This is a genomic window from Streptomyces sp. NPDC024555, from assembly GCF_055559335.1.
This window is the reverse complement of record NZ_JBVHKV010000003.1, coordinates 156,585-173,948: the sequence shown is the minus strand read 5'-3', so window position 1 is coordinate 173,948 and position 17,364 is coordinate 156,585. Positions and strand designations below refer to the sequence as shown.

The following is a 17,364-nucleotide window of genomic DNA, read 5'->3' as shown; positions in this document are numbered from 1 at the left end:
AGGGGTCCCCTGCCGAAGGAGTCAATGACCCTTCAAGCACGGTTCGCCCCGGCTTCATCCCCGAGCCGGCCGTCCCGCCACTCCCCAGGAGGCCTGGTGTCCGTTCTCCTAGAGCAGCCCTCGAGCCTGGTCGCCTACCGCCCGAACAAGCCGACGGCCATGGTCGTCGTGGCCGACCCGCGCGTCCGTTCCACCGTCACCCGCCATCTGTGGGCACTCGGAGTTCGTGACGTCATCGAGGCGTCGTCCATCGCGGAGGCCCGTCCCCGCGTCGGCAACCCGCGCGACATCTGCGTTGCCGACGTCCATCTGCCCGACGGTTCCGGGCTGACCCTGCTGTCCGAAACCCGAGCCGCCGGCTGGCCCAACGGTCTCGCCCTCTCGGCCGCCGACGACATCGGCGCCGTGCGCAACGCCCTGGCGGGCGGCGTCAAGGGCTACGTCGTCACCGGCACCCGCACCAACATCGGCCACCCCGCCCGCCCCGGCGTCGCCCCCATCGGCGCCACCGCCGCCCGTATGCACCGCCGGCCCCCCGGCACCCCGAGCCACCCGGGCGGCTACCGGGAGCTCTCCGGCCGCGAGGTGGAGGTCCTGCGCCTGGTCGCCGAGGGCCAGTCCAACAAGGCCATCGGCGTCTCCATGGGCCTCTCCGCCCTGACCGTCAAGAGCCACCTCGCCCGCATCGCCCGCAAGCTCGGCACCGGCGACCGGGCCGGCATGGTCGCCGTCGCCCTGCGCACGGGCATCATCCACTGACCCCGAGCCCACCCGACCACGAGTCCACCCGCCCCCGACGACACAGCACCCCCGCCGGTGCGCAGCCATGCGGATCCGGCCGGATTACATGCATCGGCGCCCGTCAACGGATCATTCCGTCGACGGGCGCCGCACATCCCCGGATACCCTTGACACGTGACCGACGCCCAAGAGACCGCAGCAGACAGTTCACTGCGAACCACCGGGGGCGCCCCCCCGGACGACGTCGCCCCGGCGCCGATCCCCTTGCTCGAACCTCGCGAGGGCATTCCGCCGGTGGTGGCCACCGACGACGCCCTGGCCAGGGTGATCGCGGCCTTCGCCGCGGGCTCCGGCCCGGTGGCCGTGGACGCCGAGCGCGCCTCGGGCTACCGCTACGGGCAGCGCGCCTACCTGGTGCAACTGCGCCGCGACGGGGCGGGCAGCGCCCTGGTCGACCCGGTCGGCTGCCCCGATCTGTCCGGTCTCGGCGAGGTCCTGCACGGCACCGAATGGATCCTGCACGCGGCCACCCAGGACCTGCCCTGTCTGCGCGAGATAGGGATGACACCGACCGGTCTCTTCGACACGGAGCTGGCCGGGCGGCTCGCCGGATTCCCCCGGGTCGGCCTCGGCGCCATGGTCGAGAGCGTCCTCGGCTACTCCCTGGAGAAGGGCCACTCGGCCGTCGACTGGTCGACCCGCCCGCTGCCCGACCCGTGGCTGCGCTACGCGGCCCTCGACGTCGAGCTGCTCATCGACCTGCGCAACGCGCTGGAGGAGGAGCTGGACCGGCAGGGCAAGCTGGAGTGGGCGCAGGAGGAGTTCGCGGCCATCGCCTCCGCGCCGCCCGCTCCCCCGCGCCAGGATCCGTGGCGCCGCACCTCCGGGATGCACAAGGTCCGCCGCCGCCGGCAGATGGCCGTGGTCCGCGAGCTGTGGACCCTGCGCGACCAGGTCGCCCGGCGCCGCGACATCTCGCCCGGCAAGGTCCTCGGCGACGCGGCGATCGTGGAGGCCGCGCTCGCGCTGCCGTCCAGCACCCACGCCCTGACCGCGCTGCCCGGCTTCGGCCACCGCATGGGCCGGCGCCAGCTGGAGCAGTGGCAGGCCGCGGTGGACCGGGCCAAGGCGCTGCCCGACACGGAGCTGCCGCAGCCCGGCCAGCCGCTGGCCGGTCCGCCGCCGCCCCGGGCCTGGGCGGACAAGGACCCGGCGGCGGCGGCCCGGCTGTCGGCCGCCCGCGCGGCCGTCTCCGGGCTGGCCGAGCGGCTGCACATGCCGCAGGAGAACCTGATCACGCCGGACACCGTGCGCCGGGTCTGCTGGGAGCCGCCGAAGCGGCTGACGCCCGAGACGGTCGAGGACGCGCTCGCCGGACACGGCGCGCGGCACTGGCAGATCGAACAGGTGGCCCCCCTCCTGGTCCGCGCGCTCGCCACGGGGGCCTGAGCGCCGCCGGGCGGACGCGCTGCCAGGGTCGTATTCACGCCAGGTTCGCGTGGTGTCCGTTCAGCGGACGCACCGGGCCCGGACCGCTCTCCCCGGAGGCGGTCCGGGCCCTTTCGCGCATCGTCCCGGAAGGTGTGAGGCCCGTTTCCCGCATGTGACCTTCGCCGCTCCCGGCGCAAGGACTGGGCAGTCTGGTTACCCGCTAGTAGCATGTGAGGGCGGCACGCCTCCGGGCGTGCCTCGCAGCAGTGCCATCCCGCACCCTGGAGGAGAGCCATCGTGCCTCGTACCATCCGGGACGTCGTCTTCGTCGACGGCGTCCGCACCCCGTTCGGCAAGGCGGGCCCGAAGGGCATCTACCACGAGACCCGCGCCGACGATCTCGTCGTGAAGGCCATCCGGGAGCTGCTGCGACGCAACCCGGATCTGGACCCCAAGAAGATCGACGAGGTCGCCATCGCCGCGACCACCCAGATCGGGGACCAGGGCCTCACCCTCGGCCGTACCGCCGGGATCCTCGCCGGACTGCCGCAGTCGGTCCCGGGCTACTCGATCGACCGCATGTGCGCGGGCGCGCTGACCGCCGTGACCTCGACGGCCGGTTCCATCGCCTTCGGCGCGTACGACGTGGTCGTCGCCGGCGGTGTCGAGCACATGGGCCGCCACCCGATGGGCGAGGGCGTGGACCCGAACCCGCGCTTCGTGTCGGAGAAGCTGGTCGACGAGTCCGCCCTGTTCATGGGGATGACCGCGGAGAACCTGCACGACCGCTACCCCACGATCACCAAGGAGCGCGCGGACGCCTACGCGGTGCGCTCGCAGGAGAAGGCCGCCAAGGCGTACGCCAACGGCACGATCCAGCAGGACCTGGTGCCGGTCTCGGTGCGCCGCACCAACGCGGAGGCCGGTGAGACGGGCTGGGGCCTGGTCACCGCCGACGAGCCGATGCGTCCGGGCACCACCATGGAGTCCCTGGCGAACCTGAAGACCCCCTTCCGCGCCCACGGCCGCGTCACGGCCGGTAACGCCGCGGGTCTCAACGACGGCGCCACCGCCTCGCTGCTCGCCGCCGAGGACGTCGCCCGCGAGCTGGGCCTCCCGGTCAAGATGCGCCTGGTCTCCTACGCCTTCGCCGGCGTGGAGCCGGAGGTCATGGGCTACGGCCCGATCCCGGCCACCGAGAAGGCCCTCGCCAAGGCCGGCCTGTCCATCTCGGACATCGGCCTCTTCGAGATCAACGAGGCCTTCGCCGTACAGGTGCTGGCCTTCCTGGAGCACTACGGCATCGCCGACGACGACGCCCGCGTCAACCAGTACGGCGGCGCCATCGCCTACGGCCACCCGCTGGCCTCCTCCGGCGTCCGGCTGATGACCCAGCTGGCCCGCCAGTTCGAGGAGCAGCCGCAGGTCCGCTACGGCCTGACGACGATGTGCGTCGGCTTCGGCATGGGCGCCACCGTCATCTGGGAGAACCCGCACTTCGAGAACGCCGGAGGCGACAAGTGAGCACCACCGCCGAGCTTCTGAAGGGGGCGGCCGCGCTGTTCCCCGGCGAGGTCGTCACCCAGGCGCACGTACGCCACCTGGACCTCCCGGCCGGTGCGGGCCGTTTCGCCCTCATCACGCTGGACAACGGCCTGGACCACACCAAGCCGACCACCTTCGGACCGCAGTCGCTGGCGAACCTGAACGCCGCGATCGACCAGGTCGAGAAGGAGGCCGCCGAGGGCGCGATCACCGGCATCGGCATCACCGGCAAGCCGTTCATCTTCGCCGTCGGCGCCGACCTCAAGGGCGTCGAGCTGCTGAAGGAGCACAAGGACGCGCTCGCCATCGGCAAGGGCGGCCACGACGTCTTCCGCCGGCTCTCCGGCCTCGCCGTGCCCACCTTCGCGTACTACAACGGCGCGGCCATGGGCGGCGGTGTCGAGGTCGGTCTGCACTGCTCGTACCGCACCGTCTCCAAGGCGCTGCCGGCGTTCTCGCTGCCCGAGGTCTTCCTCGGTCTGGTCCCCGGCTGGGGCGGCTGCGCCCTGCTGCCGAACCTGATCGGCGCCGACCGCGCGGTCTCGGTGATCATCGAGAACTCGCTGAACCAGAACCGCCAGCTCAAGGGCAAGCAGGTCCACGAGCTGGGCATCGCCGACGCGATCTTCGAGGGCGCGGACTTCCTGGAGCGGTCGCTCGTCTGGACCGCCGACGTGCTCAACGGCACCGTCGCGGTGGAGCGTCCCGAGGTCGACCGCGGGGAGGCCTGGGACCAGGCCGTCGCCCGCGGCCGGGCCATCGCCGACTCCAAGGTGCACGGCGCCGCCCCGGCCGCGTACCGCGCGCTGGAGATCATCGCCGCGGCCAAGGACGGCGACCTGTCGGCCGGCTTCGACCGCGAGGACCAGGCCCTGGCGGACCTGATCATGGGCGGCGAGCTGCGCTCCGGGATCTACTCCTTCAACCTGGTCCAGAAGCGCGCCAAGCGCCCGGCCGGTGCCCCGGACAAGAACCTGGCCCGCCCGGTCACCAAGGTCGGCGTGGTGGGCGCGGGCCTGATGGCCAGCCAGCTCGCCCTGCTGTTCCTGCGCCGCCTGGAGGTGCCGGTCGTGCTGACCGACATCGACCAGGAGCGCGTCGACAAGGGTGTGGGCTACGTCCACGCCGAGATCGAGAAGCTGCTCGGCAAGGGCCGCATCAACCAGGACAAGGCCAACCGCCTGAAGGCCCTGGTCTCCGGTGTGCTGGACAAGGCGGAGGGCTTCTCCGACGCCGACTTCATCATCGAGGCGGTCTTCGAGGAGATCGGCGTCAAGCAGCAGGTGTTCGCCGAGGTCGAGGCCGTCGCCCCGGCGCACGCGATCCTCGCCACCAACACCTCCTCCCTCTCGGTCACCGAGATGGCGTCGAAGCTGAAGCACCCCGAGCGGGTCGTCGGCTTCCACTTCTTCAACCCGGTCGCGATCCTCCCGCTCCTGGAGATCGTGCGCGGCGAGCAGACCGACGACGCCTCGCTGGCCACGGCCTTCGGTGTCGCCCGCAAGCTGAAGAAGACCGCGGTCCTGGTGAAGGACGCCCCGGCGTTCGTCGTCAACCGCATCCTCACCCGCTTCATGGGCGAGATCCAGAACGTCATCGACGAGGGCACCCCGGTCGAGGTCGCCGAGAAGGCCATCGAGCCGCTCGGCCTGCCGATGTCCCCGCTGGTGCTCCTGGAGCTGGTCGGCCCGGCGATCGGCCTGCACGTCTCCGAGACCCTGAACCGCGCCTTCCCGGACCGGTTCACCGTCTCCGAGAACCTGGCCGCCGTCGTCAAGGCCGGCAAGCGCGGCTTCTACGTCTACGAATCCGGCAAGCCGGAGCTGGACCCGGAGGTCGCCGCCCTCCTCAAGCAGGGCGACTCCGTCCTGTCCGAGGAGCAGGTCCGCGACCGCGTCCTGGACGCCGTCGCCCAGGAGATCGGCCTGATGCTCGACGAGGGCGTCGTCGCCGAGGCCCAGGACATCGACCTCTGCCTGATCACCGGCGCGGGCTGGCCCTTCCACCTGGGCGGCATCACGCCGTACCTGGACCGCGAGGGCGTCTCCGAGCGGGTGAACGGGAAGAAGTTCCTGGAGCGGGGCGTGGCGAGCGTTCCGGCGTAACGCCTGCGGGTGCCGCGCGAGGGCCGTACGGGATCTTCCCGTACGGCCCTCGTCGTGTGCGGTTGCGGACACGCCCTAGCGGGCGGCGTCCTCCTGGACGAACTCCTTCAGCCAGGCGCGGAAGTCCGGGCCGAGGTCGTCGCGTTCGCAGGCGAGGCGGACGACGGCGCGCAGGTAGTCGCCGCGGTCACCGGTGTCGTAGCGGCGGCCGTCGAAGACGACGGCGTGGACGGGGCCGCCGAGCGCGGGGTCGAGGGCGAGTCGGCGCAGGGCGTCGGTGAGCTGGATCTCGCCGCCGCGGCCCGGCGGGGTGTCGTGCAGGACGCCGAAGATCTGCGGGGCGAGGACATAGCGGCCGATGACGGCGAGGTTGCTGGGCGCGGTGCCCGGTTCGGGCTTCTCCACGAGGTCGGTGACGGCCAGGACGTCGTCCGCCTCGCCGTCCAGCGGGGCCACGGCGGCACAGCCGTACAGGTGGGTGCGGTCGTCGGGGACCTCCATGAGGGCGACGACGCTGCCGCCGTGCCGTTCCTGGATCTCCAGCATCCGGGCGAGCAGCGGATCGCGCTCGTCGATGAGGTCGTCGCCGAGGAGCACGGCGAACGGGGCGTCGCCGACGTGGGGTTCGGCGCACAGGACGGCGTGGCCCAGGCCCAGCGGGTCGCCCTGGCGTACGTAGTGGACGTCGGCCAGGTCGCTCGACTCGCGGACCTGGCCGAGCCGGCCGAGGTCGCCCTTCAGCTCCAGCAGGTGCTCCAGCTCGTAGGCGCGGTCGAAGTGGTCCTCCAGGGCCCGCTTGTTGCGGCCGGTGACCATGAGGACGTCGTCGAGTCCGCTGCGCACGGCCTCGGCGACCACGTACTCGATGGCGGGCCGGTCCACGACCGGGAGCATCTCCTTGGGCGTGGCCTTGGTCGCGGGGAGGAATCGGGTGCCGAGGCCCGCGGCCGGGATGACGGCCTTGCGGGTGCGGCGGTGGTGCGTGGTCATGTACGCGTGTACTCCGGAGAAGTCGGGGTCAGGACTTGTCGGGGCTGACGGTGAAGGACAGCTCGTTGCCCGGGGTGTAGAAGACCCGTCCGCGCGAGGCGCCCTGTGTCGGGTGGTGCCAGCGCTGGGTGGGGTAGACGTCGATCCGCTTGCGCTCCAGGAGGTCGTCGAAGAAGCGCGCGAGCCGGATGCGCGGCCGGCCCGGTTCGCGTTCCAGGCACAGGTCCCAGTCGTCGTGGCCGCCCGAGGAGGCGGCGACCACCCCGGCGAACGGCAGATGGGCCTCGAAGGCGCCCTCGTATCCGACGGAGACCTGGCCGGACACGGTGGAGGCGGCGCTCCCCTTGCGCGGCACGGCCGCCAGGCGCAGCCCGTTCGTGTCGCCGCCCGGCGGCAGGATCAGGGTGCCGCGCACGAGCCAGCCGTCCGGGCCGACGACGACGGAGGTCACCTCGGCGTGCTCGGCGCGGTGGCGTACGAAGACCGAGAGGTGGCCGTCGGCGGTGCGGTAGGGGAAGGGCCAGTAGGCGGGGCCCTCCGGCGCGATGCGGCGGACCAGCAGGCCGCCGGTGTGGATGCTCTCCACGGTCAGCGGGCTCCGTCCGCCGTCCGGCAGTTCGGCGTCGATGTCGTAGCGGCCCTCGCCGAGGACGGCCGGTTCGGCGGGGATCGCGTACACCGCGCGTACGGCGCCCGTCGCCTCGTCCACCGAGGTTCCGAGCGCGGCCAGGCGGGCCAGCGGGCTGTCGGCCTTGCGCAGGGTGACGCGGAGCACGGGGGGTTCGGTCCCCGGGGGCAGCACGGCGCCGACCTCGATGGTGCCGTCGCCGCGCACCAGTACCTCGACGGGCAGGCCCACGGGCGCGGGGGCCGGGCCGGTGTCCGCGCCCGCGCCCGGCCGGGGGACCGCCGCCGAGACCTCCCGCAGGAAGGTGTCGTAGCGGAAGGCGATGCGCTCGGCGCTGTAGAGCGGCGCCGAGGCATAGGCGCCCTGGGAGAGCTGCTCGCGTTCGGCGGGCTGCTCGATGAGGTAGCGCATCCCGTGGGCCATCGCCTCGTCGTCGCCGACGGGCACCAGGATGCCGTTGCGGCCCGGCGCGACGATCTCGCCGGGGCCGAAGGGCGCGTCGGCGGCCAGCACGGGCAGTCCGTGGTGCATGGCCTCGACGAGGGTCAGGCCGAAGGACTCGCGACGGGCGGAGCTGACCGCGAAGGCGGCCTTGTCCCATTCGGCCGTGAGATCCGGCACGGCGCCCATGAGACGGACCGCGTCGCTGAGCCCGTGGGCGTGGACGAGGTCCTGGAGCCGTTCGCGTTCGGGGCCGCGGCCGAAGATGCGCAGCCGCCACTGCGGGTGGTGGGGTGCGACCCGGGCGAAGGCGTTGATGAGCGTGTCGAAGCCCTTGCGCGGGACGAGCTGGCCCGCGGCCATGATGAGCGGCAGGCCGCGCACGGGGGCGTGACGGGCCGGCGGCGGCACGATGTTGCCGATGGCGGCGAACGGGGGTGCCTGGTCGCCGAGCTGGCGGCGGTAGTTGTCCGCGTCGGCCTGGGTGAGGCAGACGACGCCGTCCATCTCGCGGTACAGCTCCAGGGTGCGGTCGCGCAGCTCCTGCGAGGGCACCATGGAGCCTTCGTGGTCGATGACCACGCGGCCGTAGCCGTGGCGCCCGTGGGCGATGAAGTACGCGCCGAACGAGGGCCGGGCGGCGATCACGATGTCGCTCCCGCCGCGTCCGAGCGCACCGAGGATCAGGTCGTCGATGTCCTGGGTGTACTGGTCGGACCAGCTGTCCTCGCGCGGCATGATCCGGGACCGGGGGCCGCCCGCGGTCTTCGGCGCGCCGCCCCGCTGGTCCACCAGGTACCGCAGCCCCACCCGGTCGGACGGGGCGAAGGGCGGCCGGTCCGCCGTGCGGAAGACCGAGACGATCTCGACCTCGTGGTGGACCGCGAGCGCGGAGGCCAGACTGCTGGTCGCCCGGGGTACCCCGCCGAAGTTGTCGATGCTGTGGAGCAGGAAGGAGATCCGCACAACTGTCCTCTGGGATGCTCGGGGTTCTGGGAACCGCTGTCAGTGATGCTCGGTCACCACGAGCGAGAGTTCGTTGTCCGCGGTGAAGTAGGGGCGCAGTCCGACGACGGCGCGGCCGACGTCGGGGCCGAACAGGTCGGAGGGCTCCTCCCCCACGAGTTCCGGGAAGCGCTGCACATCGCGCCGGACCACCTGGTCGTCGGCGATGCGCGCGAGCCTCACGGGCTCCCCGCCGTTGCCGTCCGTGATGAGGACGTCCCAGTTCTCGCGGAGGAGCAGCCGGGCCCGCATGGGCTCGTCCATGTGCAGTTCCGCGCCGAACCAGCCGCCCTCGAAGCGGACCCGTCCGGCGGCGATGGTGACGGTGGGTTCCTGGCGCCGGCGCAGGAGCAGCAGCGGTTCCTCGCCGAGCCGCCACTGTCCCTGGAGCCAGCCGGTGAGCCACAGGCTCGTGTCGCCGTACTCGACGGTGACCAGTTCGGCGTGGCTGGTGCGGGACCAGACGCGCAGGCGCAGATAGCCGCCCTCGGTCGCGTACGGCAGGACCCAGTGGAAGTGCTCCAGATCGCCGAGGTGTCCGACGTCGCGGGCCCCGCCGACGGTGCACCGTCCGTAGCGCAGCCGGCGTTCCTTGCCCTTGCCGTCGACGGCGTAGAGGTCGGCGCGGCCCTCGCCGAGCGCCGCGAGCGCGCGGACGTCGACGCGGGCCCGGGTGCCGCCCTCGGCCGGGAAGTCGACGACCTCCTGGCGGCCCTTGCCCTGTTCCTTGACGCGTACGGTGCGGGTGGAGGACACCCCGTGCAGGGTGAGCTCCCACTGGCCGTTCGGCAGGATCCGGCAGTCGGCGGTGGGGCGGGGGCGTTCCTCGGCGGGGGCGCCGCCGGCCGCCCGGCGGCGCTGGCCCCACCGGCCGCGCACCCCGGCCCTGACCGCCGTGAACAGGTCGTCGTAGGCGCCGCCGACCTGTTCCGTGCCGGCGGACCGGGCGAGGTGCAGGGCGTGTCCCCGGTGCACCGCGCGCAGCTGCTCGTCGGCCATGAGGCGCTCCAGGGCGCGGGTCGTGGCGTCGACGTCCCCGACCGGGACCAGCAGTCCGCCGTGTCCGTCCCCGAGCACTTCGGCCGCGCCGTAGGGCACGTCCGTGGCGACGACGGGGGTGCCCTGGGCGAGTGCCTCCAGCGCGGGGCGGGCGCTGTCCTGGCGCTCGGCGGTCACCAGGGCGATGTCGGCGTCGTAGAAGTCCTCCTCGCCGGCCTCCCGGTCGACGAGCAGGACCCGGTCGTGGAGCCCGAGCGCGGTGATGAGGTCCCGGGTCTCGCGGCGCAGCGGTCCGGTGCCGAAGACCCTCAGCTGCCAGCCGGGCTGGGTCTCGTGGGTGCGGGCGAAGGCGTGGAGCGCCAGGTCCACCCGCCGGTGCGAGACGAGCCGTCCCGCGCTGACGACCACGCCCGTGGTCGCCTTGTCGGGGCTGTCGGCGATCAGGACGGGTTCGGCGATCTGGCGCACCTCGACGCCGGCCTCGGCCAGGTCCCGGTAGGCGGGGTCGGCGGCGTCGCCCCGGGTGAGCGGGACGACCGCGTCGAGGGAGCGGTAGAGCTCGGTCCAGCGGGCGCGCACCGACTCCGGGAGCCGTTCGACCGGGGAGGGCTGGCGGGCGATGCGCCGGGCGTGCGGGGTGCGGCACTGGGCCAGGGCGGCGCCGAGTGCGGAGCTGAGCGCGATGACCACGTCGGCGCCGGTCTCCGCCAGGTGCTTCCGGATCCGGTCGTCGTCGGCGCGGCCGTAGCGCCGGAACTCGGGGTCGCCGGCGATGACCAGCTGGGAGGTGTCCTCGGCGTCCCGGTCGCCGGGCGCGACCCCGGGGGCGAGGGCGACGACGTCGATGTGCTCGGGCAGCCTGAGCGCCGGGTGCGCGGTGCCGGCGCCGCGCACGGCGACGACGGTGACCCGGTGCCCGGCGGCGAGGGTCTGGGCGAGGCGGGCGGCGGCCCGCGCGCCGGCGGAGTCGGTGGCCACGGTGCGGGCCAGGATCTCGATGTTCATGGGCTCAGTCCGCCGTCTTCTCGTACGGGCTCGGCACCGGGTAGAAGGCCTCCAGGAACCGGTGGAGCAGCTCGCTCTGGTGCTCGATCTCGGCGGGGTCGCTGGCCGAGTCGTTGAGGCAGAAGGTGTCCCTGTCCCGGCGCAGCAGCAGGAGTTCCAGCTTGTGCTCCAGCTCGGGGTCGTCCAGCGCGAAGTAGCCGTACCGCAGGTCGCCGGGCAGGCTGCAGCCCGAGTAGTAGCCGTAGTAGTGGTGCAGCGAGGAGGCGATGGACAGGTCGGTGATGCTGCGCACGGGGCTGGCGGAGGTGCCCCGGTGCTCCTCGGGGAAGTCCCGTTCGATCGCGGTGAGGACGTCCCGGTTGAGGGCGTACGGGACGTGCTTCATCTTCTGCACGAGGGTGCGGCCGAAGCGCTGCTGGATGAGCCGGCGGTTGTTCTTGGCGGCGACCGAGGTGGGCACCTCGTCCGGCTCCGGCGGGCCGTAGGGGACCTGGGCCGGGGACGGGAAGAACTTGGCGATGCCGTTGGGGTGGAAGAAGGCCGAGGGCGTGAGCGTGCGGCCGATGAACATGTCGTCGTTGAAGTAGACGAAGTGGCGGGAGAGTCCCGGGATGTGGTGGAGCCGGGACTCGATCGCGTGGCTGTTGAAGGTGGGCAGGTGGGAGGGGTCGTCGAAGATCTCCCGGTGGTCCACCACACGGGCCCGGCCGTCGCCCGGGGCCCACCAGTGCGGGGTCTGCCGGTCGGTGACGATGTAGATGTTCCGTACCCACGGCATGAACATCCGCACGGAGCGCAGGCTGTACTTCAGCTCGTCCCGGGAGACGTAGCGGGCCAGGCTGGCCGCCTCCGCGTGGAAGACCTCGCCGCGGCTCTCGGCGCGGCGGCGCTGCCACTCCGGGTCGTCGCCGTCCACCCAGGTGTAGACGACGTCGATCGGGAAGGGGTGCTCGTCGGGGAAGAGAATGTCCAGTTCGGGCCGGGTGCGGGTGGGGCGCAGCTGGGGCGCCTCGGCCCCGTGGGCCCGGCCGACGAGCCGGGTCATCTGCTCGCCGGGGACGACGAGCTGCTGGTGGTCCAGGGTGACGTACTCGCTGGCACGGTTGCGGCGGGGGGCGACGAGGCGGTCGACGCCCCGGCCGGGGACGCCCTCGGCGGGCTCCCAGAACTCGACGTCGCAGCCGGTGTCGGCGCCGTGGGTCAGGTGGCCCTCCTGGGTGGTGCGGAACCAGAAGGCGCGGACGACGGCCAGCGTGCTCGCCCGCTCCCACGTCTTGTCCGCGGCGCCCTCCCACGCGCCGTCGCCGGGGGCCATTCCGGACTTGGGCCGGGCGAGGTAGCCCTTGCTGCCGGAGAGCAGGGTGCGCAGCGCCGCGAGGGCCTGGGGGCGCAGACGCGCGTCGACGCCGACGGCGGACGCGGTGTCGTCGAGGCCCGGTACGGCGAACCAGTCGATCTGCGCGGCTTCGAGGGCGCGGCGGACCTCCAGGTTGTTCAGCTCGCGTGCGGACAGCGGGGTGAGCCGGTCGTGCACCAGCGCGACACGCTTGTGCATGTCCACGATGACGTGCCGCTCCGTACGGCTCCTGCGCAGTTGCGCGGGCTCCGGGCGGGGGCCGGTGCCCGCGGTGGTCCCGCCGGCCGCTACTCGACCGGAGTTGTCAAACACGCGGTTCACTTTCGTTGCGAGGGATGGGTGGTACGAGAACAGAGGAAACGTTTCCTCAGCGTTTGATGCCGGCCTGCGGCGACCGGCTCGGCAGACTCGCGTTGCGGTACTCGGCGGAGTCCACGCGCTCGAAGCGGCTGGGCACCGGGAAGTAGGCGTCGAGGAAGTCCCGGACCATGCGCTCCTGGGCCTCGGGGTCGGGGTGCTCGACGGTGTCGTTCAGACAGAAGGTGTCGAAGTTCCGGTGCGCGAGCAGGCTGTTCAGCCGGCGCCGGGCCTGGTCGGCGGCGAGGTCGATGTACTGGTAGCGCACATTGCCCGTGGTCGAGCGGCCGGTGTGGAAGCCGTAGTAGTGGTGCAGGGAGGAGGCGATCGGCACGTCCTCCGGCGAGCGGAAGCGGGAGAACTGCGTACGGCCGTGCTCCTCGGCGTACACCAGTTCAATGTCGGCGAGCACGCTGCGCCGCAGGGCGTGCGGCGTGTGCTTCATCTTCTGCGCGATCCGGGTGCCGAAGGACCGCTCGATCAGGGCCCTGCTGTTCTTGCCGGCGGCGTTGACCGGGAGGTCGCCGGGGCCGGAGGGTCCGGTGGGCACGAGCGCCTTGGACTGGAAGAACTTGCTCAGCCCGTTGGCGTGGAAGAAGTGCCCCGGCGTCAGCGGACGGCCGAAGAACACGTCGTCGTTGAGGTACAGGAACTGCTCGGACAGACCGTCGATGTGGTGGAGCTGGCTCTCGATGGCGTGCGAGTTGAACGTGGGCAGCGCCTCGGGGTCGGAGAAGATCTCCCGGTGGTCGACGACCCGGAGCCCCGGCACGTCCGTGTCGAGCCACGCGGGCTGCTGCCCGGCGGTGACCAGGTAGATGTTGCGGACCCAGGGCGCGTACTGGTGCAGGGAGCGCAGCGAGTAGCGCAGTTCGTCGCGGCTGGTGAAGCGGGCGTCGTTCGCGGCCTGGGCGTGCAGGCCGGGCGCGGGCGAACCGGCGCGCCCGGAGCGGGCGGCGTCCCGCTTCGCGGCCCAGACCGGGTCCTTGTCGTCGACCCAGGTGTAGACGACGTCCACGGGGAAGAGATGGTCGTCCGGAAGCGGCTGGGTGAACTCGGGCAGGGTGTGCGCGACACCCGTGGTGTAGGCGCCGGGGACGAGGGCGAACAGGGCCTGCGGCGCGACCGGCCGCGCCGTGCCGGAGGGGACCAGGTCCACCACGCGGTTGGGGCGGGGCGCCTCGTAGCTCCCGTCCCGCTCCGCCCAGAACTCCAGGTCGCACCCCTGGTCGGCGCCGAAGACCAGGTGCTGGGTGGGGTCGGTGACGTACCAGGCCACGCGCAGGACGTCGTGCTTGCGCAGGGCCCGCCAGGAGCGGTCGTCCTCGCCGGGGCGCATGTCCGACTCCGCGCCGGTGGCCGCGCCGATGTAGCCGGGGGTCTGGTCGAAGGCGATCTGGAGCATCTCGGTGGCCGACTCGCGCATCGCCACGGGGACGGCGACCGTCGGGATGTCCTTCGCACCGCCGCGGACGCAGAAGTACTCGACTCCGCCGGCCTCCAGGGCGGCGATGAGGATGTGCAGATTGCGGGCGCGGGCGGCCCAGGCCGTGGCGCCCTCCACCAGCAGCGCCCGCATGTGCCGCCCCTTGACGCGCACCACGCGGCGGGAGGCGGCGGCGCTGTGCCGGGCGGCGCTGCGGCGCCCGCCCATCGCCCACACGACCGTCGCGGACCGGATGGCGTCCACGGAGGTGAACGAGGACTTCACGGCGGAACGCAGCGGGGCCGGCACCTTGCGGACGATGCCCTTGCGCGCCCCGGCCGGCATCACGGACCGATACGCCGAAACCAGCGATCCCGCCTCCGGATTGCCGGAACCGACCACGAGGCATCCACCGTCCACGCCACTGCGGTCCAACGCCCGCCGACGGGCGGCATCGCCTCCGTCTGACGGACGGTACGAGACCGAAACCTGTCATCCCCTTCAGACCGCCCCTCGGGACGGCCGCCCCCGCGCACCGGTGAGCGAGTCACAGAACCTTCACATAAAGAGCCGGTCAACGTCCAGTCAAAAAAGGGGACATAGGAGACAAATGCTCGTGACGAATCCCACGAATGCTCTGTACAACCTTTTACAACTTCACGGAAGCATCACATGAACGCGCGGTGAATCCTCGCCGTCGAACGCCTCCGTCGGCCCCTCCGGCTCAGAGCCGCCGCCAGTGCGGCGAGAGGGTGAGCCCCGGCCCCGGCTCCTGACGGGCCACCGCGACCGCACCGTCGCGGCCGCACATCGCCACGACGACCCGGCCCTGACCGTCCAGGGCGAGCGCGGGATCACCCACGCACGGAGCGGCGGTGTCCGTCCACCAGACACCGTCCTGCTCGGCCTCGGTGCCGCAGACCCCGATCAGCAGGGTGCCGCCCGCGCCGCGCTGCGCCAGAACCGTGCAGTCGTAGCCGTCCAGCGGGGCCCGCAGCGCCACGACGGCACCGTCCCCGGGCTGTCCCCCCACCGGGACGGGCCAGGCGCCCGGCCGGTAGCCGACGACGCCGGACCGGTTCACATCGGTCCAGTAGTACGTGAGCCGCTCGGGCGCCGTCTCCAGCGCCGTCACCGAGCCCTCCAGCGCCTGGAACTGCACGGGCGGGGCGATGACCGGCGGGCCGTCCGGATCGCTCTGCCGCCACTGCTGCACCCCGCGCTCCCCCGTCGCGAACACCTCGACCAGTCCGCCGGAGGTCGTCGACGCCACGAGGTCGGCGGAGAGCCCGGCCCCCTTGAGGTCCGTCCAGCCCGACCATTTGCCGCCCTTGCCCTCGCGGCGCATCTGCAGGCCTCCGCCCGCGTTGCGCACGAAGACGAAGACCACACCCTGCGGGGTGACCACGGCGGCGGGCCGGCCCACCAGCCGGCCCTTCTCCTTGTCGGCGTAGAAATTGCCGAGGGAGCGCCACTCCGTGACGGGGCGGCCGGTCTGGTACTGGATGGCGTGCACGAAGTCGACGCCCGGACCACCGGCCCCGCCGCGCTCGCGGCGGCCGAGGAAGTGCACATAGGAGTCGGCGCCCTGCACGACGGTGAGATCGGTCAGTCCCTCGATCTCCACGAAGACCGGGCCCTCCCAGCCGTCGCCGCCCGGGGTCGCCTCCGTCCAGCGCAGCAGCCCGCCGTCCGTGAGGGTGTAGACGGTCAGCCGGCCGTCCTTGCCCCGCGTCATCCAGCGGCCGCGCGGCGTTCCGCCGACCTCGTGGCGTCCGGTCACCCGGCCCGGCGCAGGGGCACTGCCCGCGGAGCCCGATCCTCTTCTCCGCATGGCCCGCAACGCCCTCTCCGCTTCACCGGTTCTTCGTACCGCCCGCACACGGGCGACGACATCATATGCTCAGCGCCCACCCGCCCCATCAGGCAGGAGGCCGCCCGTACGGGGCCGCGCCCCGGGGCCTCGCGGGAGCCCCGGACGATCCGTCCTCCGCCGGGCGGACGGGGATTCGGACGGCGCGGTTCCGGGCGGCCCCGCCGGGGACCCCCCGGACCAAAACACCCATTCGAACGATTCTCTGTTCTATAGTGCACGCTCAGCCATGCACATACGGACCGGCCCCACCCCCCACCCGAGTCCCACGCACTCCACAGCCCCTCCGGGGCCACGAGATTTGAGGACTCCACCACGATGAGTCACGACCCCACGCCCCAGGACACCCCCGAAGGCCGTCCGGCGTCTCATGGCGGCGGACGCAAGCGCAAGGACGGCCGCCGCAAGCGCCGCCGCGGCCTGAAGATCACCCTCGGCGTGCTGCTCGTCCTCGTCATCGCCGCAGGCGGCACCGTCTACTGGCTCTACAGCCAGTTGGACGGGAACATCAAGGGCGTCGACATCGACAAGGCGCTCGGTGAGGACCGGCCCGAGAAGCTGCCGACCAGCGGGCAGAACCTGCTGGTGCTGGGATCGGACTCGCGTGCGGGGGCCGAGAACAAGGAGCTGGGCGGCGGCGGGGGTGTGAGCGGCGCGCGCTCGGACACCGCGCTGGTCGTGCACATCCCCGAGGGCCGGAGCAGGGCCGTCGCCGTGTCGATCCCGCGTGACACGCTGGTCACCCGGCCCGAGTGCACCAAGTCCGACGGGACGAAGGTGCCCTCGGCCGAGCGGCGGATGTTCAACTCGGTGTACGCGCAGGTCGGACCGGCCTGTGTGGTGAAGACGGTCGAGAAGATGTCGGGTGTGCGCATCGACCACTACCTGGAGATCAACTTCGCCGGGTTCAAGGGGCTCGTCGACGCGATAGGCGGGGTCACCGTCGACGTCCCGCAGGACATCCACGACACCTCGACCGGGCTCGACGTGAAGGCCGGGCCGCAGAAGCTCGACGGCACGGACTCGCTGAAGTACGTCCGGACCCGGCACGGCATCGGTGACGGCAGCGACCTCGGCCGCATCACGCTCCAGCAGCAGTTCCTGTTCGCGCTGCTCAGCGAGGTGAAGAAGCAGGACCTGCTCGGCAGCCCGACCAGCGCCTACAAGATCGCCAACTCGGCGACCAAGTCGCTGACCACCGACGAGGGCCTGTCCTCGCTCAAGTCCCTGACGCAGTTCGCACGGTCCATGAACGGGGTCGACCCCGAGACCATGGAGACGATCATGCTGCCCGTCGCGTACGACAAGATCGACCGGAACCGTGTGGTGGCCGCGCAGCCGCAGGCCGACACGCTCTGGAAGGCGATCCGCGAGGACGGCACCATCCCCGAGTCCGCCAAGAAGTCCCCCGCCACGGGCGGCTGACGGGCCGGAACCCGCACGACGACGACCGGCCCCGCC

11 protein-coding genes are annotated in these 17,364 nt (G+C 72.4%); 5 read left to right on the top strand and 6 right to left on the bottom strand.

Features of this window, described 5'->3' with window-relative positions; genetic code table 11:
* The first annotated feature begins 96 nt into the window (after window positions 1-96).
* The 4 genes from ACZ4FH_RS06150 to ACZ4FH_RS06135 all read left to right on the top strand — a co-directional run bounded on the left by ACZ4FH_RS06150 (window position 97) and on the right by ACZ4FH_RS06135 (window position 5,822).
* On the top strand, window positions 97-759 hold the full coding sequence (locus ACZ4FH_RS06150) for a helix-turn-helix transcriptional regulator (protein ID WP_467302648.1): 663 nt from the start codon (window positions 97-99) through the stop codon (window positions 757-759).
* A gap of 156 nt (window positions 760-915) precedes the next feature.
* Complete coding sequence (locus tag ACZ4FH_RS06145) at window positions 916-2,190, top strand: ribonuclease D (RefSeq protein ID WP_467302646.1); 1,275 nt, start codon at window positions 916-918, stop codon at window positions 2,188-2,190.
* Window positions 2,191-2,469: 279 nt separating this feature from the next.
* The gene (locus ACZ4FH_RS06140) at window positions 2,470-3,696 is read left to right on the top strand and encodes a thiolase family protein (protein ID WP_385108348.1); all 1,227 of its coding nucleotides are present in this window, start codon (window positions 2,470-2,472) and stop codon (window positions 3,694-3,696) included.
* The gene (locus tag ACZ4FH_RS06135; RefSeq protein WP_467302645.1) at window positions 3,693-5,822 is read left to right on the top strand and encodes a 3-hydroxyacyl-CoA dehydrogenase NAD-binding domain-containing protein; all 2,130 of its coding nucleotides are present in this window, start codon (window positions 3,693-3,695) and stop codon (window positions 5,820-5,822) included. The genes ACZ4FH_RS06140 and ACZ4FH_RS06135 overlap by 4 nt, the downstream gene beginning before the upstream one ends.
* Window positions 5,823-5,897: 75 nt before the next feature.
* Here ACZ4FH_RS06135 and galU read toward each other — a convergent pair whose 3' ends face one another.
* The 6 genes from galU to ACZ4FH_RS06105 all read right to left on the bottom strand — a co-directional run bounded on the left by galU (window position 5,898) and on the right by ACZ4FH_RS06105 (window position 15,813).
* Complete coding sequence (gene galU, locus ACZ4FH_RS06130) at window positions 5,898-6,812, bottom strand: UTP--glucose-1-phosphate uridylyltransferase GalU (protein ID WP_467302643.1); 915 nt, start codon at window positions 6,810-6,812, stop codon at window positions 5,898-5,900.
* Window positions 6,813-6,840: 28 nt separating this feature from the next.
* Entirely contained in the window at window positions 6,841-8,847 is a 2,007-nt protein-coding gene (locus tag ACZ4FH_RS06125) for a glycosyltransferase (RefSeq protein WP_467302642.1), read from the bottom strand.
* Between the two features lie 39 nt (window positions 8,848-8,886).
* Window positions 8,887-10,890 (bottom strand): glycosyltransferase, encoded by a 2,004-nt coding sequence (locus ACZ4FH_RS06120; RefSeq protein WP_467302640.1) that lies wholly within the window; start codon window positions 10,888-10,890, stop codon window positions 8,887-8,889.
* Between the two features lie 4 nt (window positions 10,891-10,894).
* A complete protein-coding gene (locus tag ACZ4FH_RS06115) occupies window positions 10,895-12,559 on the bottom strand; it encodes a stealth family protein (protein WP_467302639.1) in 1,665 nt (554 codons plus the stop codon).
* Window positions 12,560-12,614: 55 nt separating this feature from the next.
* Complete coding sequence (locus tag ACZ4FH_RS06110) at window positions 12,615-14,375, bottom strand: stealth family protein (RefSeq protein ID WP_467302637.1); 1,761 nt, start codon at window positions 14,373-14,375, stop codon at window positions 12,615-12,617.
* Between the two features lie 379 nt (window positions 14,376-14,754).
* On the bottom strand, window positions 14,755-15,813 hold the full coding sequence (locus tag ACZ4FH_RS06105) for a hypothetical protein (protein ID WP_467302636.1): 1,059 nt from the start codon (window positions 15,811-15,813) through the stop codon (window positions 14,755-14,757).
* Window positions 15,814-16,221: 408 nt separating this feature from the next.
* On the opposite strand from ACZ4FH_RS06105, the gene ACZ4FH_RS06100 reads away from it, so the two are divergent.
* On the top strand, window positions 16,222-17,328 hold the full coding sequence (locus ACZ4FH_RS06100; RefSeq protein WP_467302635.1) for an LCP family protein: 1,107 nt from the start codon (window positions 16,222-16,224) through the stop codon (window positions 17,326-17,328).
* Window positions 17,329-17,364: the final 36 nt, after the last annotated feature.